This is a genomic window from Bordetella flabilis, from assembly GCF_001676725.1.
GTDB lineage: Bacteria > Pseudomonadota > Gammaproteobacteria > Burkholderiales > Burkholderiaceae_B > Bordetella_C > Bordetella_C flabilis.
Genome location: NZ_CP016172.1, coordinates 4,882,619 through 4,906,430 on the forward strand (window position 1 = coordinate 4,882,619; position 23,812 = coordinate 4,906,430).

Here is a 23,812-nt window from a genome sequence, read left to right on the forward strand (position 1 = left end):
GCTACTCGGTACGTTGGTCCACGGCCACCTCGCGTGTGCCGGCATCGATGCGCACGCGTATGGTCTTGCCTTCGGCGAAATCCCCCAGGCGCACCGGCGATATCGGCACACGCAAGGTCGTGTCGAAGGCCGGCAACTGCGCGTCGCCCTGCACGCGCAGCGTCAGGTCGATCACGAAGAATGTCGTCGCTCCCAGCCGTATGCCGGTGTCCCGGGTTTGCAGGACCACGGCCTGGGCAGGCCGGCCCGTCTGGCGCACGGCCTCCTGCCGTGCCGCGACGGCGCGGTCCCCTGCGCGGCGACGCATCTCGGCGCGCACGTGCAGCCCCGCCTGCAGGATGGACAGCACGATGACGGCCACGATCAGCCAGGTCCAGCCCGGCCAGGTAGAAGAGGGAATCATGGACCAGGCCTGTTCACGCTAGAGGATGCTGAAAAGACCAACCATGGACGCGCCCAGGCCGACCTGCTGCGCCTTCAGCGCATCGAAGGAATAGCCCTGCCCGGTGGTGCGGTAGGACGCCACCATGCCGATGTTGCTGATGACGGAATAGTTGGTGAAGGACAGGTTCAACATGACCGTGGTGCGGAACAGGGCGACTCGCCAGCCGCCGAATTCCGCCTTGGCGCCGGAAAGCGCGACGCTATAGGGCGTGGTGGTCAACCACTGGCCGTTCGCCATGTTCTTCACCGACGGCGCGTTCAGCACGATGTTGGTCGGCGAGGTGAGCGTGATATCCGAATCGGCCTGCAGGTCCATGGCGTCGCCGCTGGACTTGAGCAACACCTTGCCCTGCGCCTTCAGATCCATGGCGTCGCCCGTGGATTCGACCAGGACCTTCTGCGGCGCGGTGGCGTCCAGCGCGCCCGATTCGGATTTCACGACGACCTTGCCCTTGGCCTTGGCGGTCAGCGTGCCGGACTGCACGTCGTGCAGCGCGTCGCCGCTTTCGACGATCACGGTCTCGCCGGATTTCAGGGTTTCCTGGAACAGGCCCTTGATCTCGCGGGTTTCGCCGCCGGCGGCGACCGTGGTCTTCAGGCCATTGTCGAACTTCTCGTCCATCAGTCCGTCCTGCACGTGCACCGTGCGCGACGCCTTCACCGTGTAGTCCTCGTGGCCCGTCACATTCACCGTGCGCGTCTCGCACACCGTCAGCGTGTCGGTGCCCGTCACATGGATATCGCGGTTGCACAGGACGCGCTTGGCGTCATTGCCGCCGATGACCGTGGTCCGCGTCCCGTCGGTGGTGTGCAACTCGTCGGCCTCGACCTCGGTATGCAGGTTGCGTTCGGCATGTACCCAGATCCGTTCGGCGCCTGGCCGATCCTCGAACATCAAGGCATTGGCGGTGGCCGGCGTGCCGTTCTTGGAGCGGCTCAGGAAACCGCTCTGCGTGGCATTGTCCGGCAGGTCCCAGGGCGGCAGGTTGTTGGCGTTGTACACGCGGCCGATGACGATGGGCCGGTCCGGTTGCCCGCCGATGAAGTCGACCACGACCTCGTCGTTGACGCGCGGCAGCTGGATGCCACCGAAGCCGCCGCCTGCCCAGGGACTGGACACGCGTACCCAGCAGGAGCTGTTCTCGTCCTTCTGCCCGTAGCGGTCCCAGTGGAACTGGACCTTCACGCGGCCCATCTTGTCGGTCCATATCTCCTCGCCCTGCTTGCCGACCACGGTTGCCGTCTGCGGTCCATGCGTATGCGGAATCGGTGTGATCCGCGGCGCGCGGAATTGCGTGCTGGACGGCAGCACGACGAAGTCGATGTCGAAGGTGGCAGGCTCCCCGGCCCCGGTGGTATAGCCGCTCTCGCGGATACGGTAGTAGGTGCCGACGACGAGGTATTCGCGGTTCTCCGCCTGGCGAGGATGGTTGCGCAGCGAGAACAGACGCCCGCTGGCCAGCCCGCGGACGTTGCAGGACCCGCGCCCCTGTTCGCGCTGGCATTGCAAGGCCTCCAGCCGGACGCGGGTGTAGTGCTCGGCGTCCTCGGGATCGGTGTAGCCGCCCTGCCATTCGAACATCTCGAGGTCGCCGTTGTCGTGCGAGCCGGGATTGTTGCGACGCGCCTCCAGGCTGGCGGCGGGCGTCAGGGGATGGTAGTCGGTGGTGGCGAAGGCGCCCGGGGTGATCTGCTCGGCGACTTCCCATTCGTAGACGTAGTCTTCGCGCGGCACCGCGCTGCGTTCGGGACCATAGTAGGGAACGCGTTCGTAGCCCGGCGCGGCGTCATGCTGCGTTACGTCGTCCGTCAGCACCAGCGTGTGCTTGTCCCGGTCGTGGCGGAACCAGTAATAGATGCCTTCGTGCTCCATCAGCCGGCTTACGAAGGCAAAATCGGTTTCCTGGTACTGCACGCAGTATTCCCAGCTCCGATAGCGGTCCACCAGTTTGAACTCCACCGGGTACTTGTAGTCCTTCAGCACCTCGCGGATCACATCCGGCGCGCTCTTGTTCTGGAAGATCTTGTTGTCGGAGGTCTGCGTCAGGTACCACAGCCATGGGCGCAGCGTTGCGCGATAAATGTATTGGCGCGAATCGCTCCCTGCCCGGCCCACCAGCACGCAGCGGGTGATCTCGCCATTCAGGAAACGCGGCGTATCCGCGGCCTCGATCTCCAGTGTCATCGGCTTGCCCAGCAGTGCCTTCATGTCCAGCGTGTACGACTCGGAGACCAGGTCGACCTCGAACTCGAAAAGGCGGGAAAGGCCCTCGTCGCCGTGCATGGCATAAAACCGCAATTGCTCAGGCGGCAGCGGCGTATGCGCCTTGACGATCCGATCCCTCTCCACCATGCGGTCCATCGCATTGTCTCCCTGTGAGAAAGCATCCTGCCCGCGGCGCGCCCTGTTTTTCTACATATGGGAAGGGCCGCCCGGCATGGGAATCGCCGCGTCCAACGCTGCCCGACGCGCGAGATCGGCGATTCTAAACAGCCCGCAAGACGCGGAGAAGCGGTATCACAAGCAATTGTGTTTTTTACTTATTTGAAATGCTTTGACACCCGTAAGGGTTAACGATGGTAAGGATAATTCTTCGCCATCGTTGCATTATTTGTCTTCGACCCCGTACGAATTGGCCACATACGTAAGGATCATTACAAGACGTCAATTTTCGAGCGGCGAAAGTGTTCTAAACCTTTCTGGATTGTTAAGAATCGGTAAGAAGATACAGAGCGTGTGAGTTGCCATAGTCAGACGATTTCGCCTGCATAGAATGCGCATTCCGTGGAGGAGACAAGAAGCGAAAGCGCCTTCCGGCCCCTGAAGCGTTGCACATCGATCAATAAAATGACCATGGAATTCGCCGATATCCTGAGTGCGCTCGACCCTCGCCTGCCATGCGGCGAGGACCTCGAATACGACGCGGATTTCCTGCGGCTGCAACAGGCCGCCGCGGAGCGCAGCGAGCAACAGTTCGGGACCACCATCATCCCCGCGCAACCGCCGGACTGGCGCGAGGTCGAGAAGCAGGCGCGCGCGCTGCTCGAACGCACCCGCGACCTGCGCGTGATCGGGCACCTGACGCGCGCGTGGACGGAAACGCGCGGGCTGCCCGGCTATGCGGATGGGCTGCGGCTCAGCGTCGATGCACTGGAACGCTATTGGGACGCGGTGCATCCACGCCTGGACAGCGTCGGCGAAAACGATCCGCTGCCGCGCATGAATGCATTGGCCTCGCTGGGCGACGCGCAGGGCTGCGGACGCAGCGCGCGCTCGGCGCGCCTTATCGACGGCGTGCACGGGCACCTGACCCTGCGCGAGGCCGAGGCCGTGCTGGATGGCAGCCGCGCCGCGACCGAATCCTACCCGGGCGGGCGCGCGCGGCTTACCGAACAATTGCGCCAGGCGTGGCTGGAGCAGCAGCCCAATCTGCTTGCACTGCTGTCCGCCGCGCACGCCCTGCGCCGCATTCAGGACCTGGTGGCCAACCGGCTGGGCCGCGAATGGGTGCCGGACTACCGGCTGATCCTGCGCACGCTCGACGTCGTGACCCAGGGGTTGGACAACGCGCCGCATACCGGGGGCGCGCAGGAAAACACGGACGCCACGATGGCGGACAGCGGCGCGGAACGGGCCGATGCGATCGACGAAGCGGCCAGTGGGCAGCACGCGCGCAAGGCGGACACGCAGGGCCCCGTGCGCTGGCAGGATGCGCAGATCCACTCGCGCGAAGAGGCGGCCGCCATGTTGACCAAGGTCTGCAGCTACTTCGAGGTGCACGAGCCCAGCCATCCCGCGCCCTATCTGATACGGCGGGCGCAGCAGCTTATCGCCATGAGCTTTCACGACATCATCCGCAACCTGGCGCCGCAAGGACTGGAACAGTTCGAAGCGTGGCTACCCAAGGACGCGGGCGGCGCGCCCTAGCGCGGCTCCGTCGCGCGTTTCCTATTCCAGCACCAGCACCCGCAGGAGACCAAGCATGACAACCACCTTGAAAGGCAGCGGCCAGAAGTTCATCGCGCGCAATCGTGCGCCGCGCGTGCAGATCGAATACGACGTCGAAATCTATGGCGCCGAGCGCAAGGTCCAGTTGCCGTTCGTGATGGGCGTGCTGGCCGACCTGGCAGGCCGTTCCGACTCGCCGCAGCCGGATATCGGCGAACGCAAGTTCCTCAACATCGACATCGACAACTTCGACGAACGCATGAAGTCCATCCGTCCGCGCGTCGCCTACCAGGTGCCCAACACCCTGACCGGCGAGGGCAACCTGAGCGTGGACATTACGTTCGAGAGCATCGACGACTTTTCCCCCGCCACGGTGGCGCGCAAGGTGGGTCCGCTGAACGAACTGCTCAGCGCGCGCACGCAACTGGCCAACCTGCTGACCTACATGGACGGCAAGACCGGCGCGGAGGAACTGATCGGCAAGGTGCTGGAAAACCCGGCGCTGCTGAACGCGCTGGCCGCCGCGCCCAAGCCGGCGGATCGCGCATCCGATGCCGATGACGCCGCGCCCGCGGCCGGCGCCAACTGACACACCATGGAGAACGCCATGACTGCGATGGCCCAACGCGCCGACAACCGCGCCGACCCGGCACTGGAAGCGGACGACCTGTCCGCCCTGCTGAAGAAGGAGTTCAAGCCCAAGACCGAGCAGGCGCGCGAGGCGGTGGAGCACGCGGTACGCACCCTGGCCCACCAGGCGCTGCAGAACAGCGGGGTGGGGCTTTCCTCGGACGCCTACCGAACCATCCAGGCCATCATCGCGGAGATCGACCGCAAGATGTCCGAGCAGATCAACGTCATCATGCACCAGGCGGACTTCCAGCAACTGGAAGGCGCGTGGCGCGGATTGCATTACCTGGTATCGAACACCGAGACCGACGAGCTGCTGAAGATCCGCGTGATGTGCATCTCCAAGCAGGAGCTGGGCCGCACGCTCAAGCGCCACAAGGGCGTGGGCTGGGACCAGAGCCCGATCTTCAAGCGCGTCTACGAGGAAGAGTACGGCCAGTTCGGCGGCGAGCCGGTCGGCTGCCTGGTCGGCGACTACTACTTCGACCACAGCCCGCCGGACGTCGAACTGCTGGGCGAGATGGCCCGCATCTCCGCGGCGGCGCACTGTCCGTTCATTGCGGGAGCGTCGCCCAATGTCATGCAGATGGATTCGTGGCAGGAGCTGGCCAATCCGCGCGACCTGACCAAGATCTTCACCAATACCGAATACGCCGCCTGGCGCAGCCTGCGCGAATCGGAAGACGCGCGCTATATCGGCCTGGCCATGCCGCGCTTCCTGGCCCGCCTGCCCTACGGCGCGCGCACCAATCCCGTCGACGATTTCGACTTCGAGGAAGACACCGACGGCGCCAGCCACGACCGCTATACCTGGGCCAATTCCGCCTATGCCATGGCGGCCAACATCAACCGCTCGTTCAAGCTGTACGGCTGGTGTACGTCCATACGCGGCGTGGAGTCGGGCGGCGCGGTGGAGAACCTGCCTTGCCACACCTTCCCCACCGACGACGGCGGCGTGGACATGAAGTGCCCGACGGAAATCGCCATCAGCGACCGTCGCGAGGCTGAACTGGCCAAGAACGGCTTCATGCCGCTGGTGCACCGCAAGAACTCCGACTTCGCGGCCTTCATCGGCGCCCAGTCCCTGCAGAAGCCGCAGGACTACTACGACGCCGACGCGGCCGCCAACGCCAAGCTGTCCGCGCGCCTGCCCTATCTGTTCGCCTGCTGCCGCTTCGCGCATTACCTGAAGTGCATCGTGCGCGACAAGATCGGTTCCTTCCGCGAGCGCAACGACATGGAGCGCTGGCTGAACGACTGGATCATGAACTATGTCGACGGCGACCCGGTGAACTCCTCCCAGGAAACCAAGGCGCGCAAGCCGCTGGCCGCCGCCGAGGTGCAGGTACAGGAGATCGAGGACAACCCCGGGTATTACTCCGCCAAGTTTTTCCTGCGGCCGCACTACCAGCTCGAAGGGCTGACCGTGTCGCTGCGGCTCGTCTCCAAGCTGCCGTCGCTCAAGCAGAACGAGGGCTAGCGCCCGGCCAGGGCACACGCAAGGACAGGCATCCGCGGGGTTTTGCGCCGCGCGGCTGGCTGGCTGTTCATCCAAGCAGGACTTTCACTGGAATCTGACTAGGAGAGGGAAGTGGCTGTTGACATTTTCATGAAGATCGACGGAGCCAATGGCGAGTCGAAAGACGCGAACCACAAGGACTGGAGCGACGTCCTGTCGTTTTCGTGGGGCGCCACGCAACCGGGCAACATGGCCAGCGGCGGCGGATTGGGCGCCGGCAAGGCCAGCTTCAACGACCTGCATGTCGTGGCGCGCATCGACAAGGCGTCGCCCGCGGTGATGAAGCATTGTGCTAGCGGCAAGCACCTGAGCAAGGTCGAACTGTCGATGTGCAAGGCGGGCGGCGCGCAGGTCGAATACTCCAAGATCACGCTGGAGGACGTGCTGGTGTCCTCGGTCCAGATGTCCGGCGACGGCGGATCGGAATCGGGCGTGCTGGTGAACTATGCCTTCCAGGCCGCCAAGGTCAAGCAGCAGTACTGGGAGCAGACCGACAAGGGCGGCAAGGGCGCCGAAACGCTGGTGGCCTGGGACATCAAGCAGAACAAGGAGGTTGGCTGATCCCATGCCCAGGACCGCCGTCACGTTGCAGGAAGGCAGCCTGTCCGGGCATCGGGACACGGTCGCCGCGCAGATTCGCCGCCATCCCGGCGACGCGGACCTGCGCGCGCAACTGTTCCAGTTGCTGGCCGCCGACGCCGAATGGGAGCGGGCGGGCGAACAACTGCGGCTGTGCGCGGAACTCAACCCGCAGGCCGCGCCCATGGCGCTGATGTACGACCGCGCCATGGGGGCGGAACGTCGACGTGAAGCCGTGCTCGCCGGTGACATGGCGGAGCCTTTTTTCCCCGGTCCCCGGCCGCCCTGGGCCGACATGCTGTTGCAAGCCTTGCGCCAGGACGCGACCGCGCCTGCGGAATCGGCGGCCCTGCGCGCAGCCGCCCTGGAGGAGGCCGACGCAAAGGCCGGCGTCCTGCACACCGGCACCTCGCCGGCGCCGCAAGCCTTCCAGTGGATCGGCGATGGCGACAGCCGGCTGGGTCCGGTCTTTGAGTTCATCGCCGGCGAGCACTACGCGTGGTTGCCGTTTTCCTATGTGCGCGCGGCGCGCCTGCTGCCTCCCGAAGGCCTGTGCGACCTGCTCTGGGCACAGGCGGAAATCACGCTGGCCGACGGCCGGGTGCTGCATGGCTTGATTCCTGCGCGCTATCCGGCCGGGCGCGGCCAGCGCTTCGCCGACCAGGCGGACAGCGTCAAGCTCGGCCGGGTCACGGAGTGGGTGCCGCTGCACGGCGACAGCTACGCGGGCGTGGGCCAGAAAACATGGATCACCGACCAGGGCGAACACCCCCTGCTCGATACACGGGTCCTGGAGCACGACTGATGGGCGCCGCCGATCGCGCCGCCGTCCCCGCTTGGGAGCCCTTGCCGCGCGGCGAGCGCGCGGCCCGCGACCGCCTGCAGCCTTCGCTGCTGGACCGCCTGATGGATGACGAGCCCAACAAGCGCGAGGAACCGCGCGAGTCCTCCATGCTGACCCACGCGCAACTGCGCGAGGTCGTGCTGCGCGACCTACGCTGGCTGTTGAACACCGTCAACCTGGAAACCACCGACGACCTGTCGCCCTATCCCCGCGCCAGCGGATCGGTGGTGAACTTCGGCGTGCACGCGATGGCCGGCAAGCGCATGTCGGAGATCGACTGGATAGACGTCGAGGACTCGATCCGCTGCGCCATCGCGGCCTTCGAGCCGCGCATCCTGGACTCTTCGGTCGAAGTGCGCTGCGTCACGGATACCGGCACGCTGGAACATCACAACGTGCTGAGCCTCGAAATCAAGGGCATGTTGTGGTGCGTGCCGCATCCCCTGGAATTCCTGTTCCGTACCGATATCGACCTGGAGAGCGGCCATATGGACCTGCGCGACCTGGGGGGCTATTGATGGATACGCGGCTGCTGGACTACTACAACCGCGAACTCGTCTACCTGCGCGAACTGGGGGCGGAGTTCGCGCAGCACTATCCCAAGGTCGCGGGCCGGTTGGGCATGCACGCGACGGAGGTCGCGGACCCCTATGTCGAACGCCTGCTGGAAGGCTTCAGCTTCCTGACGGCGCGCATCCACATGAAGATGGATGCCGAATTCCCGCGCTTTTCGCAGCGGCTGCTTGAAGTCGTCTATCCCAACTATCTGGCGCCCACGCCGGCCATGGCGGTCGTGCGCTTCGACCCCAGCATGAACGAAGGCACGCTGGCCGGCGGCTTCGAACTGCCGCGCGGCACCCTGCTGCGCGGCAAGGTCCCGCGCGGCGAGCAGACGCCGGCCGAGTTCATGACCGGACACCGCGTCAAGCTGTGGCCGTTGCGCGTGGTGGACGCGTCGTTCGGCCCGCCGCCTCCCGACCTGCCACTGGCGCGCCTGGGCCTGGGTGGCCGCGGGCGTGGCGTGCTGAGCGCCCTGCGCATACGGCTGGAAGTAGCAGGCGGCGCGCGCCTGGAAGACCTGGACCTGGACCAGTTGACGTTCTACCTGAACGGCCAGGACCTGCAGATGCAGCGCCTGCTGGAGGTCATCATGGGCCATACCTTGGCCGTGCTCGGCCACGACAGCACCCGCCCCGTGGCCTGGATCAACGCCATGCCGGCCAGCGCCGTGCGGCATGAAGGCTTCGACGACGACCAGGCCTTGCTGCCGGCCGACACGCGGGTGTTCCAGGGATACCGGCTGCTGCAGGAGTACTTCGCCTTCCCGCGCCGCTACCTGTTCTTCAGCCTCAATGGGCTGAAGCGCGGGCTGCGCACGCCGGTCGAATCCGGCACACGCCGCGAGACGCGCGCCTTCGAGCTGACCCTGCTGTTCTCGGCTGCGGCGCCGGAACTGGAAGGCGCCATCGCCGCCGACAACCTGCCCCTGCATTGCGCGCCGGTGATCAACCTGTTCCCCAAGCGCGCCGACCGCGTCGCGATCACGCCGCGCACCTCGGAATACCACGTCGTGGTGGACCGCACGCGTCCGCTGGACTACGAAGTATTCAGCCTCACCCGCGTTACCGGCCACGCCTCGGCGGAGCGTCCGGAGCAGGAGTTCCGCCCTTTCTACGGCTCGGTCTTCAGCGATCCCGACGACTACGGGGCGTACTACTCCATGCGGCGCGAACCGCGGCTGATCTCCGACGCCGCACGCCGCAACGGCACGCGCACCGGCTACACCGGCAGCGAGGTCTACCTGTCGCTGGTGGACCGCCGCGAGGCCCCGTTTTCCGGACAGCTGCGCCACCTGACGCTGGAAACGCTGTGCACCAACCGTGACCTGGCGGTCCTGCTGCCGCTGGGCACGCCGACCGACCTGACCTTGCGCGTGTCCGCCCCCGTCAGTGCGGTCAAGGTGCTGCATGGCCCGACGCGGCCGCATCCCGCGCTGGCCGAAGACGCCGCCACCTGGCACCTGATCAGCCACCTGGGGCTGAACTACCTGAGCCTGACCGACCTGGACACCGAAGCCGGCGCGCAGACGCTGCGCGAGATGCTGACGATCTACGGCAACCTGGCCGACCCGGCGGTGCGCAAGCATATCGCCGGCGTGCGCCACGTGCGCGCGACGCCCGTGCATCACCGGCTGCCCACGCCCGGCCCCATCGTCTACGGCCGCGGCGTGCGCATCGCGCTGGAGGTCGACGAAGGCGCTTTCTCCGGCATCAGTCCCTATCTCTTCGGCGCCGTACTGGAAAAGTTCTTCGCCCGCCACGTGTCGATCAACATGATGTCCGAGCTGGTCCTGTCCACGCTGCAACGCGGCGAGATCGCCCGCTGGAAACCGCGCATGGGCGACCGCCCGGCGGTATAGGCGCCCATACCCATGAGAGGAATCCCAAGATGAAGACCGCCACGGCAGCCCGCCCCCACCCCGTCTACGATCCTGTCCATTTGCTCGGGCGCGTGTCGGGCCGCGAGCAGGACGGCCGCTATCGGGTCGAATGCGATGGCCGTGCCTGGCACGCTCGCCGCGCCGCCAGCTGCCTGCTCGTGCCGGCGCAAGGCGACGAGGTGCTGATCAGCGGGCCCGATCCCAGCCGCGTCTACCTGATCGCCGTGACCGAACAGGCGGATCCGCGCCACACGCGGCTGGAGATGGCGGGCGATGTGGTCATGGGCTCGGCCGACGGCGACGTGGCGCTGGAAAGTCCCCGCGCAGTGACCCTGCGCGGACAGGACGCCGTGCGCGTGGAGACTGCCGCCTTCTCGCTGCAAGCGAGTGACGCTCGCTGCGTTACGGATCGCATGCGCTACGTGGCGACCGAGGTCCAGGCCACGGTCGGCATGACGCGCCTGATCGGCAAGGCCTGCGAGGCGGTACTCGACCGCCTGTCGACGATCAGCCGGCTGAGCTTCCGCACCATCCAGGAGGTGGAACAGGTACGCGCCGGCACGCTGGACTACGAGGCCGAGCAGGCCGTTCGCCTGCATGGCGAGTACACCCTGGTCACCGGCCACGAACTGGTGAAGGTCGATGCCAAGCAGATCCACATGGGCTAGCGCGGTGGCACAGCGGCGGTCTCCCGCGCTGCCCGCGGAGTTCTGGCGCGGCCTGGAAGATGCGCCCTACGCGCACGACCTGTTCAATACGCTGCGTTGGATCGATGCGCGCGCTGGCGGCCGCGCGCCGCTGGGACGCGACACCCTGCCCCGCAACGAGCCGGTGCGCCTGCGCCAGGAGCCCTCGATGGCGTTCGCGCCCTCGACCCTGGCCGCTGCACGCGCGGCGCAACCGGGCCGGCCGCCGGAGCTGTCCATCTACAGCTTCGGCCTGTTCGGTCCGAACGGCCCGCTGCCGCTGCACCTGACCGAGCATGCGCGCGAGCGCATGCACCATTACCGCGACCGCACTTTGTCCGCGTTCGCCGACATCTTCCATCACCGGCTCATCCTGCTGTTCTACCGAGCCTGGGCCGACGCCCAGAGTACCGTCAGCCTGGATCGCGGCGACGAAGGCTATACCCGCTATGTCGCCAGCCTGCTGCATATGGGCCTGCCATCGATGCGGCGGCGCGATACGGTCGGCGACCACGCCAAATACTTCATGGCGGGCCATCTGCTGCGGCAGACGCGCAACCCGGAAGGCCTGAAGCACATCCTGCAAGGCTATTTCCAGGTGCCGGTGCGCATCGACGAGTTCGTGCCGCAGTGGATACGACTGGAGCCCGCGCAGCGCCTGGCGCTGGGCAGTCCCATGGGATTGGGACGCGACACCGTCCTGGGCGCGGCCGTGCGCGATGTACAGCACAAGTTCCGCATCGAACTCGGGCCCATGGACCGCGCCGCGTATGGCGCCTTCCTGCCGGGCGGCAAGCGGGCGCTGCAGCTGATGCATTGGGTGCGGCATTACATCGGCGTGGAGTTCGCCTGGGACGTGCGGCCCATGTTGCACCGGCGCGAGGCCGGCGGCGTAAGCCTGGGCGCCCGCCAACCGCTCGGGCTGGCGACATGGCTGGGCCTGCGCCGTCCGGCGCAGGGCGATGCCGGCGACCTGCTGCTCGACTACGAAAGCCGCGCGCGCATCGCGCGCCGCGTTCCCACCGCCCCCCAACCGCCCACCGAGGAGACGACGCAGTGAAGCACGACATGTTCTATGACGGCCAGCTGCTGGACTGGCCGGGCCATGGCAAATTCCGCGCCAGCAGCGGCATGCCGGGACACCAGACGCCCGACCAGTTCTGCATCAGCGACGGCGGCCCCATTCCGCCGGGCTACTACAAGGTGCTGCTGGCCGACCGCGGGCCGGCGCAGGACGACGGCCGCGATGTGTGCGCGCTGAAGCCCGCCTGGGGCGTGCAGGCGATTCCGCGCGGTACCGCCGCCGGCGAGTGCGAACCGTATTGGGCCAACTGGGGCTGGAACCGCGCTCGCATGGAGCCCGCGGACGCGGCGACACGCAACCGGTGCACACCGGCGCGCGGCGGCTTCTACCTGCACGATTCGATCAAGGGCTACAGCCACGGCTGCATCGAGGTCGAGGGCCGCATCTTCCCCTTGCTGCGCACCTACGTGCGCAGCAGCCAGCGCGTATCCATGATCCTGAAGGTGGAGTACGTAGCCGGCCGCACCACCTATGGAGGCACACGTGTCCAATAAGGCCCCGATCCCTGCGGCGCTGGCCACCCTGGCGGCGCTGGTGGCCCTGGCCCCCGGGTCCGCCCATGCCGCGCCGGTCGCGCCGCTGACGCTCGACAACCCGCTGCAGGCCTGCCTTGCGATCCGGCCCGGCCTGCGCACGACGACCGGCGGCATGCTGCTGCAGGACATCGCCCTGGACGTGAACAAGCCCGTGGGCGCATGCGGCTGCACGTCGGCCATGCTGGACTACCGCGCCGAGGTCGTGCTGGAAGGCGGACGGCGCAGCGCGCTGCAACAGGGGCGCTTCGGCGCCACGTCGTCCGGCACGCGCACGCTGACGCTGGCCAGCGATACACGCCTGGTCGGCGATCGCCCCATCGCGCTGTCCCTGCATTGCGCCCCCGCCGACTGAACGCCCGCTGCCCTCCACGCAAAGACCCTCTATGTCCGACATCGGCCGCCTCGACCTCTTCGGCAAGCTCGACACCCTGCTCTATCGCAGCCTGGACAACGCCACCGCGTTCTGCAAGCTGCGAGGCAATCCCTATGTGGAACTGGTGCACTGGGTGCACCAGCTGCTTCATCACCAGGATGGCGACCTGCATCGCATCGTGCGCCGCTTCGAGATGGACGCGGCGCGCCTGGAGGCCGACATCGCGGGGGCGCTGGAGCAGTTGCCGCGCGGCGCCGGCTCGGTCGCCGATCTTTCCGAGCATATCGATCATGCGGTGGAGCGCGCCTGGATCCTGGCTTCGCTGCGCTACGGCCGCGCCCGGATACGCGGCGGCGACCTGCTGCTGGCGCTGGTCAAAACCTATGCCTTGCGCAATGTACTGCTGGGCATGTCGGGGCAATTCGCCCGCATCGTGCCCGATGTGCTGCTGGAGGACCTGGACCAGATCGTGCGCGGTTCGCCGGAGGACGCGATGGACGACGCCGTCCCGTCCACCGGCGCTGCCGATGCCGGGCCGTCGTCCGCCGGCGCCAACGCGCTGGCGCGCTATGCCGTGGACCTGACCGCGCGCGCGGCCGCCGGCCAGGTCGATCCCGTGTCCGGCCGCGACGAAGAGATCCGCCAGATCGTCGATATCCTGATGCGGCGGCGCCAGAACAACCCGCTGCTGGCTGGCGAGGCCGGGGTGGGCAAGACGGCGGTGGCCGAGGGGCTGGCCCTGCGCCTGGCCGCCGGCGACGTGCCGCCCGCGCTGCGCGGGGTTTCGCTGTATCTGCTGGACCTGGGCCTGCTGCAGGCCGGCGCAGGGGTAAAGGGCGAATTCGAGCAGCGGCTGCGTGCCATCATCGACGCGGTGCAGGCCAGCGAAAAGCCGATCGTGCTTTTCATCGACGAAATCCACACCCTGGTGGGGGCCGGCGGCGCCGCCGGCACGGGCGACGCCGCCAACCTGCTGAAGCCGGCGCTGGCGCGCGGACAACTGCGCACCATCGGCGCCACCACCTGGTCGGAGTACAAGAAGTACATCGAGAAAGACCCCGCACTGACGCGGCGCTTCCAGGTCGTGCAGGTGCACGAGCCGGACGAAACGCGCGCGCTCGGCATGCTGCGCGGCCTGGCCGATACCCTGGCGCGGCACCATCGGGTGCTGCTGCTGGACGAGGCCATCGAAGCCGCCGTGAAGCTTTCGCACCGCTACATCCCTGCGCGCCAGTTGCCCGACAAGGCGGTGGCGCTGCTGGATACGGCCTGTGCCCGTGTCGCGGTCAGCCAGCACGCCGTCCCCCCCGTGCTGGAGGACACGCACCGCCGTATCCGCGCCCTGGAGATCGAACGCGACATCGCCGATCGCGAAGCCCGGCTGGGGCTCGCGCCCGCGGACCGCGCGCAGGCGCTGGTGGGACAGCTGCGTCAGGCACGCGCGGAAGAAGCCACGCTTGCGGCACGCTGGGAAACCGAGCAGCGGCTGGCCGCGCAGGTGCTGGAGCTGACCGAGGCGCTGGAGCGCGCCGACCTGCCGACGGCGCAGGCCGCGGCGCTGCGGGCCCGGCGGGTGGACGCGCAGCAGGCGCTGGCGCAAGCCCAGGGCGAGACGCCGATGGTGCATCCCGCCGTCGGCGCCGCCGCAGTGGCCGCCGTGGTGGCCGACTGGACCGGCATTCCGGTGGGCCGCATGGTGCGCGACGAGGCACGCGCCGTACTGGGCCTGGCCGATGTCCTGGAGAAGCGGGTGATCGGCCAGCGTCATGCGCTGGAAACGCTGGCCCGGCGTATCCAGACCTCGCGCGCGCGGCTGACCGATCCGGACAAGCCGGTGGGCGTGTTCCTGCTGTGCGGCCCCAGCGGCGTCGGCAAGACGGAGACCGCGCTGGCGCTGGCCGAAACCCTGTACGGCGGCGAGCAGAACCTGATCTCCATCAATATGAGCGAGTTCCAGGAACCGCACACGGTGTCTACGCTCAAGGGCGCGCCGCCGGGCTACGTGGGCTACGGCGAGGGTGGGGTGCTGACCGAGGCGGTGCGGCGGCGTCCGTACAGCGTGGTGTTGCTGGATGAAATCGAAAAGGCCCACGCCGACGTGCACGAGATTTTCTTCCAGGTCTTCGACAAAGGCTGGATGGAGGACGGCGAAGGCCGCCACATCGATTTCCGCAACACCATCATCCTGCTGACCTCCAACGTCGGCGCGGACCTGCTGGCCCGCCTGTGCCGCGATCCCGCCCTGGCGCCGGAACCCGATGGCCTGGCCGCGGCCTTGCGCGAACCGCTGCGCCAGGTCTTTCCCGCCGCGTTGCTGGGAAGGCTGGTCGTGGTGCCCTACCTGCCCTTGGGCGACGCAATGCTGGCCGGCGTGGTGGACCTGCACGTCGCCCGCATTCGGCAGCGCCTGCAGGACAACCATGGCATCGCGCTGACCGTGCGGCCGGAGGCGACGGCATTGGTGGCGGCGCGCTGCACCGAAGTCGAATCGGGCGCGCGCATGGTCGACGCCATTCTCACCAACACGGTGCTGCCCCATATCGGCCGCGCCTTGCTGACCGCATCCACGCAGGATCACCGCATCCGTTCCGTCACGCTGGGCGTGGCAGACGGGGAATTCAGCTACGAGTACGCATCATGAAGCAGTCATTCCTTCCCTTACTGATGGCCGCCGCGGTGCTGGGCGGCTGCGCCTCCGCGCAGGACGAGGCCGCGCGGCAGGCCTTGCAGGGCGTGCGCACCGCCTACGCGGCGGGCGATTACGGCAGCGTCATCCGCACGGTGGCCACGTCGAGCGCGCTGGCCGGCGCGCCGCGCGCCGAACGCGTGGAAGCGCTCAAGCTGCAGTCCTTCAGCTACTGCGTCACCGACCACCTTGCCTTGTGCCAGGACGGCTTCGTCCGCATCCTGCGCATCCAGCCGTCATTCGCGCTGGCGCCCAACGAGGCCGGCCATCCGCAATGGGGCCCGGCGTTCCAGCGCGCCCAGGCGGCCGTCGGGGCAGGCTGACATGGCCGGCCTGGTTCGCGACATGACGTCCCGAAGGAGGACCGGTATGACGACGACCCGGACATCGCGGTCCGGCATGCGCGGCGCCGCCCGCGCCTGCGTGTCCGCATTGCTGCCGTGCCTGCTCGGCGCGACGCTGTTGGGCGGTTGCTCGTCCACGGCCCGGCAGGTTCCCATCCCCTATGCGATCGCCTTCAGCGCCGACGCGCAGGTCAACCCCGACAGCAGCGGCCGGCCTTCGCCCATCCAGGTCACCATGTACGAACTGAAATCCCCCGGCACCTTCGAGTCGCGCGATTACTTTTCCCTGCAGGCCGACGCGCAGGCGGCGCTGGGCAAGGACCTGCTGAATACCGACCAGGTCATCCTGAAGCCGGGACAGACGCAGGTGGTGCAGCGGCCGGGCAACCCGGAGGCGCGCGCCATCGGCATCGTCGCGGGTTATCGCGACCTGGAACACAGCCGCTGGCGCCTGGTCGTGCCGCTGCCGGAACCGCAGAACACCAACATCTACAAGGTCTGGCAGTTTTCCCCGAATGCGGAGAACGTCCACGTTGCCGTCGGCCGCAGGGGCCTGGCGGAAACGGACCGGGACCGCTCGTGGTGGCCCTTCTGAGACCCGCACCGGCCCGCCGCCGCCGTACCGCCATGCAATCCACCTGAACAACACGTCATGCCACAGCGCAACAAAGTCATCTGGTCCGAGGGGATGTTCCTGCGTCCCCAGCATTTCCAGCAGTTCGAACGCTACGTCGAACATGCGATCCAGCAGCGCGCGTCGGCCGCGCAGGCCTTCTTCTGGGGCTTCGTCCACCTGTCCCTGGACCGCGACGCGCTGGCGCTGGGCAAACTGGCCTTGAGCGAGGCGCGCGGCGTCCTGCCGGACGGCACGCCCTTCGAATTCTGGCAGCCGGACGAGGCGCCCCCGGCCCTGGAAGTTCCGGGGCATGCCGCCGGCTCGCGCGTCATGCTGGCGCTGCCGCGCGTGCGGGCCGGGGCGGGCGACACCGCCTATGAGGACGAAGCGTCGGCGCTGGCGCGCTACCTGGTGCAGGAAACCGAAGTGGAAGACAGCGGCGCGATGGGCCTGGAGCCGGCCCTACTGCAGGTGGGCCGGCTGCGCCTGCGCCTGATGCTGGAAAGCGAGCTGACCGACGAGTGGCTGGGACTGGGCGTGGCTCGCATCGTGGAGCGCCGGGCGGACAACCGGGTGGTGCTGGACGACGGCTATATCCCGCCATGGCTGGCCGCGGGCGCGCACCCCGTGCTGAACGGCTATGTGCAGGAGCTGTATGGCCTGCTCGACGCGCGCAGCGAGGCGCTGGCCCGGCGCCTGTCGCAGCCGGGCCGTGGCGGGGTGGCCGAGGTCTCCGACTTCATGCTGCTGGAGACCGTGAACCGCTACCTGGGCGCGCTATGGCACGGCCGGCAGATGGCCGGCGTGCATCCCGAGCGCCTGTTCCATGACTGGCTGATGCTGGCCTGTGACCTCGCCACCTACACGTCGCCGTCCAGGCGCCCGCAGGCGCTGCCGGACTACGCGCACGACGACCTGCAGGCCACCTTCACGCCGCTGATGGACGAACTGCGCCGGTCCCTGTCGGCGGTGCTCGAACAGCGCGCGCTGCAGATTCCCCTGCAGGACCGCGGCCAGGGCGTGCGCGTCGCCCAGGTGCCGGACCTGGAGCTGCTGCGCAACGCCGGCTTCGTGCTGGCCGTGCGCGCCGACATCCCGTCTGACACCGTGCGTACCCGCTTCCCGGCCCAGGTCAAGATCGGTCCCGTGGAAAAGATCCGCGATCTGGTGCACCTGCAGTTGCCCGGCGTCGCGGTGCGCGCCCTGCCCGTCGCGCCGCGGCAGATTCCCTACAGCGCGGGCCATGTGTATTTCGAGCTCGACAAGAACGGCGACTTCTGGAAGCAGCTGGAACGCAGCGGCGCGCTGGCCTTGCACCTGGCCGGCGAGTTCCCCGGCCTGACGATGGAGTTCTGGGCGCTGCGCGACTGAGCCCGGTAGGAGACGACACCCATGCACGCATCGGACAGCGCCCTGCCCGGCCCCCTGGGCAGCCCGGCGGATACCGGGGCCCCGGCATCCAGCCGGTTGCGGCCGCACGAGTATGTCATCAGCGGCTCCAATCCCCTGGTCGCCGCGGCCAATCCATTGCTCGACCTGATCCCGCAGATCCGCGCCACGGCCGGCCACCCCTCGCCGGCCATGCTGCGCGAACACCTGCTGGACGAGATCCGCCAGTTCGAACTGCGCGCGCAGCAGGCCGGCATACCGAACGAAACCATCCTTGGCGCGCGCTATTGCCTGTGCACGGCGCTGGACGAAGCGGCGGCGCTGACGCCGTGGGGCGGCAACGGCGTGTGGTCTGCGCACAGCCTGCTGGTGACCTTCCATAACGAAACCTGGGGCGGCGAGAAGTTCTTCCAACTGCTGAATCGGCTGTCGCAGAACCCGACCCAGCACCTGGACCTGCTGGAGCTGCTCTATTACTGCCTGCTGCTGGGCTTCGAAGGCCGCTACCGCGTGGTGGACAACGGGCGCTCGCAACTGGAGACCCTGCGCCAGCGCCTGCTGCGCATCCTGCGCACGGCGCGTGGCGAGTATCCCCGCGAACTGTCGCCCCACTGGCGCGACGCGCCGGCGCAATTGCCGATGCGGCGACTGCCCGTGCCGCTATGGGCCTACGGCGCGCTGGCGGCCGTGCTGGCGCTGGCGGTGTTTTCGCTGCTGAGCTGGCGCCTGGGCGGGCAGTCCGACGCCGTCTTCACCGCCGTGAGCGCGCTGAAGCCGCCCACCGTGCAGATCGCCATGCCCGCGCAGCCGCGTCCCGCGCCGGCGCCGCGGCTGGCGGTATTCCTGGCGCCCGAGATCCGCGACCGCCTGGTCACGGTGCGCGATGAAGTGGACCGCAGCGTGGTGGTGCTGCGCGGCGACGGCGCCTTCGAGTCCGGCGCCGCGGAAGTGCGCGGCCCGTACATACCGGTGCTGTCGCGGGTGGCCGACGCGCTGCGCGAAACGCACGGCACCATCCTGGTCCGCGGCTACACCGACGATGTCCCCATGCGCAGCGCCCGTTACCCCTCCAACTGGCACCTGTCGCAGGCGCGCGCCGATACGGTGAAGAACATCCTGGAACAGCGGCTGGGCCAGCCCGACCGCGTACGCGCCGAAGGCCGCGGCGAGGCCGATCCCATGGCGCCCAACGATACGCCGGCCGGGCGGGCGCTGAACCGGCGCGTGGAAATCACCTTGATGGTGCCGCCGGTGCCGCGCGAAACCACGCTCGAGGGCGCGCAGCCATGATGTCCAGCTTCTTCTACCGGATGTTCGGTTTCCTCTTCAGCCGTAGCTTGTGGAACTTCCTCGGCGTGGTCGCGCTGGCCGTGCTGGTCTGGATCATCGGTCCCATCCTGGCGATCGGCACCACGCGTCCGCTGGAAAGCGAAACCGTGCGCCTGATCGTCATCGGCGCCTTGTTCGGCGTCTGGCTGCTGCGCCTGCTGTGGCGTAAATGGCGCGAAGGACGCCTGAACGCGCAACTGCTGGGGCAGTTGCGACGGCCCGCCCGTCCGCAGGCCGCGGCGCCGGCGCGCGAAACGGACAAGGACCAGTTGCGCCAGTTGGAGGAACGTTTCGACGAAGCAGTGGAGCTGCTGCGCAAGCGGCGCTTCGCCGAGGGCGGCGGCCGCTTCGGCCTGCACCGCTATACGCGCCAGTACCTGTACCAGCTGCCGTGGTATGTGATCATCGGCGCGCCGGGCGCGGGCAAGACCACCGCGCTGGCGAACTCGGGCCTGAACTTTCCGCTGGCCGACCGCTTCGGCAAGGTGGCGCTGCGCGGCGTGGGCGGCACGCGCAATTGCGATTGGTGGTTCACCGACGATGCCGTGCTCCTGGACACTGCCGGCCGCTATACCACCCACGAGAGCGATCCCACCGGCGACGAAGATGAATGGAAGGGTTTCCTCGGCCTGCTGTCCAGGTACCGCGGCCGCCAGCCCATCAACGGCGCCATGCTGACGATCAGCGTGGAGGACCTGCTGGGCGCCTCGGACGCCGAGCGCGTGCAGCACGCGGCCGTGCTGCGGCGCCGCCTGCAGGAATTGCGCGAGCAACTGGGTATCCAGTTTCCCGTCTATGTACTGATCACCAAGACCGACCTGCTGTCGGGCTTCGAGGAATACTTCGCTTCGTTCAGCCGGGACGATCTGGCGCAGGTGTGGGGTTTCACCCTGCCCTATGCACGCACCCAGGAACCGGACTTCGACCTGTACGAAGCCTTCCACGCCGAGTACCGCCTGCTGCAGCGGCGGCTGGACGACGCCTTGCCCGAAGTGCTGGCCGCGGAAACCGACCCGGCCCGGCGCGCCCTTGCCTATATGCTCCCGCAGCAGTTCGCCGGCTTGCAGGCCATGCTGGGGCATTTCCTGAGCGATGTGTTCGCCTCGTCGAAGTTCGAAGCGCGGCTGCTGCCGCGCGGCGTCTACTTCACCAGCGGCACGCAAGGCGGGGAGACTTTCGACCAGGTCACCGGGCACCTGAAGCGCTACCTGCGCATCGACGGCGCGGCCGCCCCGCCGGCCAGCCCGCCCGCCCCGGGCGAGGGCCGCAGCTATTTCCTGAAGAACCTGCTGCAGGACGTGATCTTCCGCGAGGCCGGCCTGGCCGGACGCAACCTGCGCTGGGAGCGCCGCTACCGGCAACTGCACTGGGCCGGCTACGGCGCCATCACCGTTGCCTTCCTGGTCCTGGCGACAGGCTGGGTCATCAGCTATCGCAACAACGCCGGCTATATCGACGAAGTCGCCCGCCGCGTGCCCACCGTGGAAAAGCTGGGCCGCGACATCAAGATCACGCGCGCCGGCGACGTGCTGGGCCTGATGCCCTTCCTGGACGCGCTGTGGTTCCTGCCGCGCGACGCCCGCTTCGAACTGGACGATCCGCCGCTGCGCTACCGCTTCGGCCTGTACCAGGGCCGCAAGATGGAATCGGCCGCGCAGGGCATATACCGCGATACCCTGGAACGCACCCTGCTGCCGCAGGTGGCGCGGCGCGTGGAAGGCGCGCTGCGCAAGGCGTCCGCGGCGGACCTGGAATTCTCGTACGAAGCGCTGCGCGCCTACCTGATGCTGTACGAGGCCGATCACTACGACGCCGAATTCATGCATGCCTGGCTGCTTTCCGACATGCAGAAGACGCTGCCGGAAGGCTATACGCGGCGCCAGTACGAGCAAATGTCGCTGCACCTGCGCAACCTCGTGCAGGACCGCGTGCTGGCCTCGCCCTTCCCGCGCGACGACGACCTGGTGCGGGATGCGCGCGACCGCCTGGCGCGCTACACCCTGGCGCAACGGGCCTACAGCCGGTTGCGTCGCATGCTGGCCAACACGGACGAAACGCCCGACAGTACGGCCGTCACCCTGGGCGGGCCGCAGGCGACCGCGGTGTTCGTGCGCAAGAGCGGCAAGCCGCTGACGCAGGGCATACCGGCGCTGTACAGCTACCGCGGGTACTGGGACGTCTTCAACAAGCGCGTCGAACGGGTGGCCGAACTGCTGCGCAGCGACGATGCCTGGGTGTTGGATATCGCACCGCCCGGGCTGCTGGACGACACGGCGCGGCGCCAGTTGATCGTCGACATCAAGCGGCTGTACATGAACGACTACGTCGCGCAATGGGATGCCTACCTGAACGACCTGCAACTGGCGCCCAGCACCTCGCTGCTGCAGAACATCCAGATGGCGCGCACGCTGTCGGCGCCGGACTCGCCGCTGGCCCGCCTGGTGCGTGGCGTGGCCCGCGAGACCACGCTGTTGCGCGATACCGGGTCCGACGAACGATCGCTGATGGACCAGGCCCGCGACCGGGTCAGCAGCACGCGCGAGGCGCTGGAACAGATGTTCGGCCCCACCGGCCCGGGCGGCGCCATCCGCGGCGACGCCAGCGACGAGAAGCTCGAACGCGTGGTCGACCAGCACTTCGAGCCCTACCGGCGCCTGACGCAGCCGGAAGGCGCCGGCGGCGCGCCTCCCATCGCCGCCACCACCGGCCTGATCAACGAGCTCTATACCTACCTGACCGCCGCCGATGCCGCGCTGCGCAGCGCCAGCCCCACGCCGAGCGCGGACGTGGTGACCAAACTGCGGGCCGAGGCCGGCCGCATGCCCGGTCCCGTGCGCGGCCTGCTCGATACCTTGTCGGTCAACGCATCCGGGGAGATCAGCGACGTGGCGCGTGAACGCATGGGCGACACCGTCTCCGCCACCATCGGGCTGTTCTGCCGGCAGTCCATCGCGGGACGCTACCCTTTCGCCGCGCAGTCGGCGCGCGACGTCGCGCCCAACGACATGGCGCGGCTGTTCGCGCCCAACGGCATGATGGACGACTTCTTCCAGAAGCACCTGGTGAACCAGATAGACGTGTCGGGGCCACGCTGGCGTTTCAAGCCCGGCATCGATGGCCAGGCGGGCTCGACATCCGGTTACCTGGATGCCTTCCAGAAGGCTGGCGTCATACGCGATGTCTATTTCACGGCCGGCAACCCCATGCCTTCCTACCGCGTCTCGATACGGCCGGTGGAAATGGACGCCGGCATCACGCAATTCCTGATGGACGTGGACGGCCAGCCCATACGCTACGCGCACGGCCCGCAGGTCGCCACCACGGTGCAGTGGCCGGGTCCTCGCGGATCCAACCAGGTCAGCATCGAGCTGTCGCCCCAGGTCGGGGCCGCCGGCATGACGACATCCGGCCCATGGGCGCTGAACCGGATGCTGGACAAAGCCCAGTTACGGCGTGGCGCCTCGCCCGAGACGACGCTCGCCACCTTTGACTTCGGCGGACGCAAGGTCGTGCTGGAAATCACGGCCGGCAGCGTGAAGAGTCCGTTCCGCCTGGCCGAGATGCAGGGCTATTCATGCCCGGGCCGTACGTAGCCGGATAGGGCATGGACAAGCGAACCGATAACCGGTGGACGCAGGACAGGGGCAACGCGTACCTGAGTGGACGCCTGGGTTGGTACGGCAAGATGCCGGCGTCGGGCGACTTCGTGCACCGGCGCCTGCCGCGCGAATTGATCGCGTGGTGGGACCGCTGGCTGCAGCACGGGGTGGCGGGCTTGAAGCAGAGCGCCGACGCCCACGCGGCGCGCGGTTTCGCCGGCGCGCCCATCTGGAACTTCGCCATCCCCGCCGGTCCCGGCGCCGGCGTCGCGCAACTGGGCTGCATCGCCCCCAGCCGCGACCGCGTGGGCCGCGGCTATCCGCTTTGCGTCGCCCTGCCCCTGCAGGCCGGCGAATATCACAGCGGCCTGCTGGAGGGCGGCAGCGAGTATTACCGCGCCATCGGGGTCAATATGCTTGCGGCGGTGCGGCATGGCTGCACGCCCGAGGTGTTCGACAAGTCCTTGCTCTACGTGCCCCTGCCCGGCCCGGCGCGGGAGGCGGCGCCCTCATCGGGCAACGACATCATGGATATCCTGAACGCGGGCGTCGGCGACGCGATCGCTCCGCTGGCCACACGATCGTTGGCGGCGTGGCCGGACCTGCCCTTCTGCTTCAACCCCAGCTCGCATACCAGCTACTGGTGGACCAACCAGGCCGACGGCGCGGCGCTGCAAACCTATGTGCATGGCGGCGCGCTGAACGCCACGCTGTTTTCCCGGCTTTTCTCTTCGCTGCCCGCGTGGCGGCCATGACGACGCAAGC

At 68.0% G+C, this 23,812-nt stretch carries 20 protein-coding genes; 18 read left to right on the forward strand and 2 right to left on the reverse strand.

Annotated elements, in window-relative coordinates; all coding sequences use genetic code 11:
• Nucleotide 1: 1 nt before the first annotated feature.
• Together BAU07_RS27260 and BAU07_RS21790 are read right to left on the reverse strand one after the other, a co-directional pair.
• The gene (locus BAU07_RS27260; protein WP_066662392.1) at nucleotides 2–403 is read right to left on the reverse strand and encodes a hypothetical protein; all 402 of its coding nucleotides are present in this window, start codon (nucleotides 401–403) and stop codon (nucleotides 2–4) included.
• Nucleotides 404–421: 18 nt separating this feature from the next.
• Nucleotides 422–2,806, reverse strand: a complete 2,385-nt coding sequence (locus BAU07_RS21790) for a type VI secretion system Vgr family protein (protein ID WP_066662394.1) — start codon at nucleotides 2,804–2,806, stop codon at nucleotides 422–424.
• Between the two features lie 492 nt (nucleotides 2,807–3,298).
• Here BAU07_RS21790 and tssA point away from each other — a divergent pair, with 492 nt between their 5' ends.
• The 18 genes from tssA (at nucleotide 3,299) to tagF (ending at nucleotide 23,802) form a co-directional block, all read left to right on the forward strand.
• Nucleotides 3,299–4,372, forward strand: a complete 1,074-nt coding sequence (tssA, locus tag BAU07_RS21795; RefSeq protein WP_066662397.1) for a type VI secretion system protein TssA — start codon at nucleotides 3,299–3,301, stop codon at nucleotides 4,370–4,372.
• A 55-nt stretch (nucleotides 4,373–4,427) separates the two neighbouring features.
• A complete protein-coding gene (gene tssB, locus BAU07_RS21800) occupies nucleotides 4,428–4,982 on the forward strand; it encodes a type VI secretion system contractile sheath small subunit (protein WP_066662400.1) in 555 nt (184 codons plus the stop codon).
• Between the two features lie 18 nt (nucleotides 4,983–5,000).
• Nucleotides 5,001–6,503 carry a type VI secretion system contractile sheath large subunit gene (gene tssC / locus BAU07_RS21805; protein WP_066662403.1) on the forward strand — a complete coding sequence of 501 codons (1,503 nt, stop codon included), beginning with the start codon at nucleotides 5,001–5,003 and terminating at the stop codon, nucleotides 6,501–6,503.
• Between the two features lie 111 nt (nucleotides 6,504–6,614).
• Complete coding sequence (locus BAU07_RS21810) at nucleotides 6,615–7,103, forward strand: Hcp family type VI secretion system effector (RefSeq protein ID WP_066662417.1); 489 nt, start codon at nucleotides 6,615–6,617, stop codon at nucleotides 7,101–7,103.
• Between the two features lie 4 nt (nucleotides 7,104–7,107).
• Nucleotides 7,108–7,926 (forward strand): type VI secretion system accessory protein TagJ, encoded by an 819-nt coding sequence (locus tag BAU07_RS21815; protein WP_066662420.1) that lies wholly within the window; start codon nucleotides 7,108–7,110, stop codon nucleotides 7,924–7,926.
• Complete coding sequence (tssE, locus tag BAU07_RS21820) at nucleotides 7,926–8,483, forward strand: type VI secretion system baseplate subunit TssE (RefSeq protein ID WP_066662423.1); 558 nt, start codon at nucleotides 7,926–7,928, stop codon at nucleotides 8,481–8,483. Before BAU07_RS21815 ends, tssE begins: the two co-directional genes overlap by 1 nt.
• A complete protein-coding gene (gene tssF, locus BAU07_RS21825; RefSeq protein WP_066665625.1) occupies nucleotides 8,483–10,384 on the forward strand; it encodes a type VI secretion system baseplate subunit TssF in 1,902 nt (633 codons plus the stop codon). Before tssE ends, tssF begins: the two co-directional genes overlap by 1 nt.
• 29 nt (nucleotides 10,385–10,413) lie before the next feature.
• Nucleotides 10,414–11,073, forward strand: coding sequence for a DUF3540 domain-containing protein (locus BAU07_RS21830; protein WP_066662426.1), 660 nt, complete (start codon nucleotides 10,414–10,416; stop codon nucleotides 11,071–11,073).
• Complete coding sequence (tssG, locus tag BAU07_RS21835; RefSeq protein WP_066662428.1) at nucleotides 11,048–12,151, forward strand: type VI secretion system baseplate subunit TssG; 1,104 nt, start codon at nucleotides 11,048–11,050, stop codon at nucleotides 12,149–12,151. Before BAU07_RS21830 ends, tssG begins: the two co-directional genes overlap by 26 nt.
• Nucleotides 12,148–12,669: a tlde1 domain-containing protein gene (locus BAU07_RS21840; RefSeq protein ID WP_084025913.1), complete on the forward strand. Its 522-nt coding sequence runs from the start codon at nucleotides 12,148–12,150 to the stop codon at nucleotides 12,667–12,669. The genes tssG and BAU07_RS21840 overlap by 4 nt, the downstream gene beginning before the upstream one ends.
• Complete coding sequence (locus BAU07_RS21845; protein WP_198168833.1) at nucleotides 12,659–13,063, forward strand: DUF2195 family protein; 405 nt, start codon at nucleotides 12,659–12,661, stop codon at nucleotides 13,061–13,063. The genes BAU07_RS21840 and BAU07_RS21845 overlap by 11 nt, the downstream gene beginning before the upstream one ends.
• Before the next feature lie 31 nt (nucleotides 13,064–13,094).
• Nucleotides 13,095–15,725, forward strand: coding sequence for a type VI secretion system ATPase TssH (gene tssH, locus BAU07_RS21850; protein ID WP_066662430.1), 2,631 nt, complete (start codon nucleotides 13,095–13,097; stop codon nucleotides 15,723–15,725).
• Nucleotides 15,722–16,093 carry a TssQ family T6SS-associated lipoprotein gene (locus BAU07_RS21855; RefSeq protein ID WP_066662432.1) on the forward strand — a complete coding sequence of 124 codons (372 nt, stop codon included), beginning with the start codon at nucleotides 15,722–15,724 and terminating at the stop codon, nucleotides 16,091–16,093. Before tssH ends, BAU07_RS21855 begins: the two co-directional genes overlap by 4 nt.
• A gap of 46 nt (nucleotides 16,094–16,139) precedes the next feature.
• Nucleotides 16,140–16,709 carry a type VI secretion system lipoprotein TssJ gene (gene tssJ / locus BAU07_RS21860; protein ID WP_232338179.1) on the forward strand — a complete coding sequence of 190 codons (570 nt, stop codon included), beginning with the start codon at nucleotides 16,140–16,142 and terminating at the stop codon, nucleotides 16,707–16,709.
• Nucleotides 16,710–16,766: 57 nt separating this feature from the next.
• Nucleotides 16,767–18,101: a type VI secretion system baseplate subunit TssK gene (gene tssK / locus BAU07_RS21865; RefSeq protein ID WP_066662434.1), complete on the forward strand. Its 1,335-nt coding sequence runs from the start codon at nucleotides 16,767–16,769 to the stop codon at nucleotides 18,099–18,101.
• 21 nt (nucleotides 18,102–18,122) lie between these two features.
• A complete protein-coding gene (locus BAU07_RS21870) occupies nucleotides 18,123–19,409 on the forward strand; it encodes a DotU family type VI secretion system protein (protein ID WP_066662437.1) in 1,287 nt (428 codons plus the stop codon).
• Nucleotides 19,406–23,041, forward strand: coding sequence for a type VI secretion system membrane subunit TssM (gene tssM / locus BAU07_RS21875; protein ID WP_415830285.1), 3,636 nt, complete (start codon nucleotides 19,406–19,408; stop codon nucleotides 23,039–23,041). The genes BAU07_RS21870 and tssM overlap by 4 nt, the downstream gene beginning before the upstream one ends.
• A gap of 11 nt (nucleotides 23,042–23,052) precedes the next feature.
• Entirely contained in the window at nucleotides 23,053–23,802 is a 750-nt protein-coding gene (gene tagF, locus BAU07_RS21880) for a type VI secretion system-associated protein TagF (RefSeq protein WP_066662440.1), read from the forward strand.
• The last annotated feature ends 10 nt before the right edge of the window (nucleotides 23,803–23,812 follow it).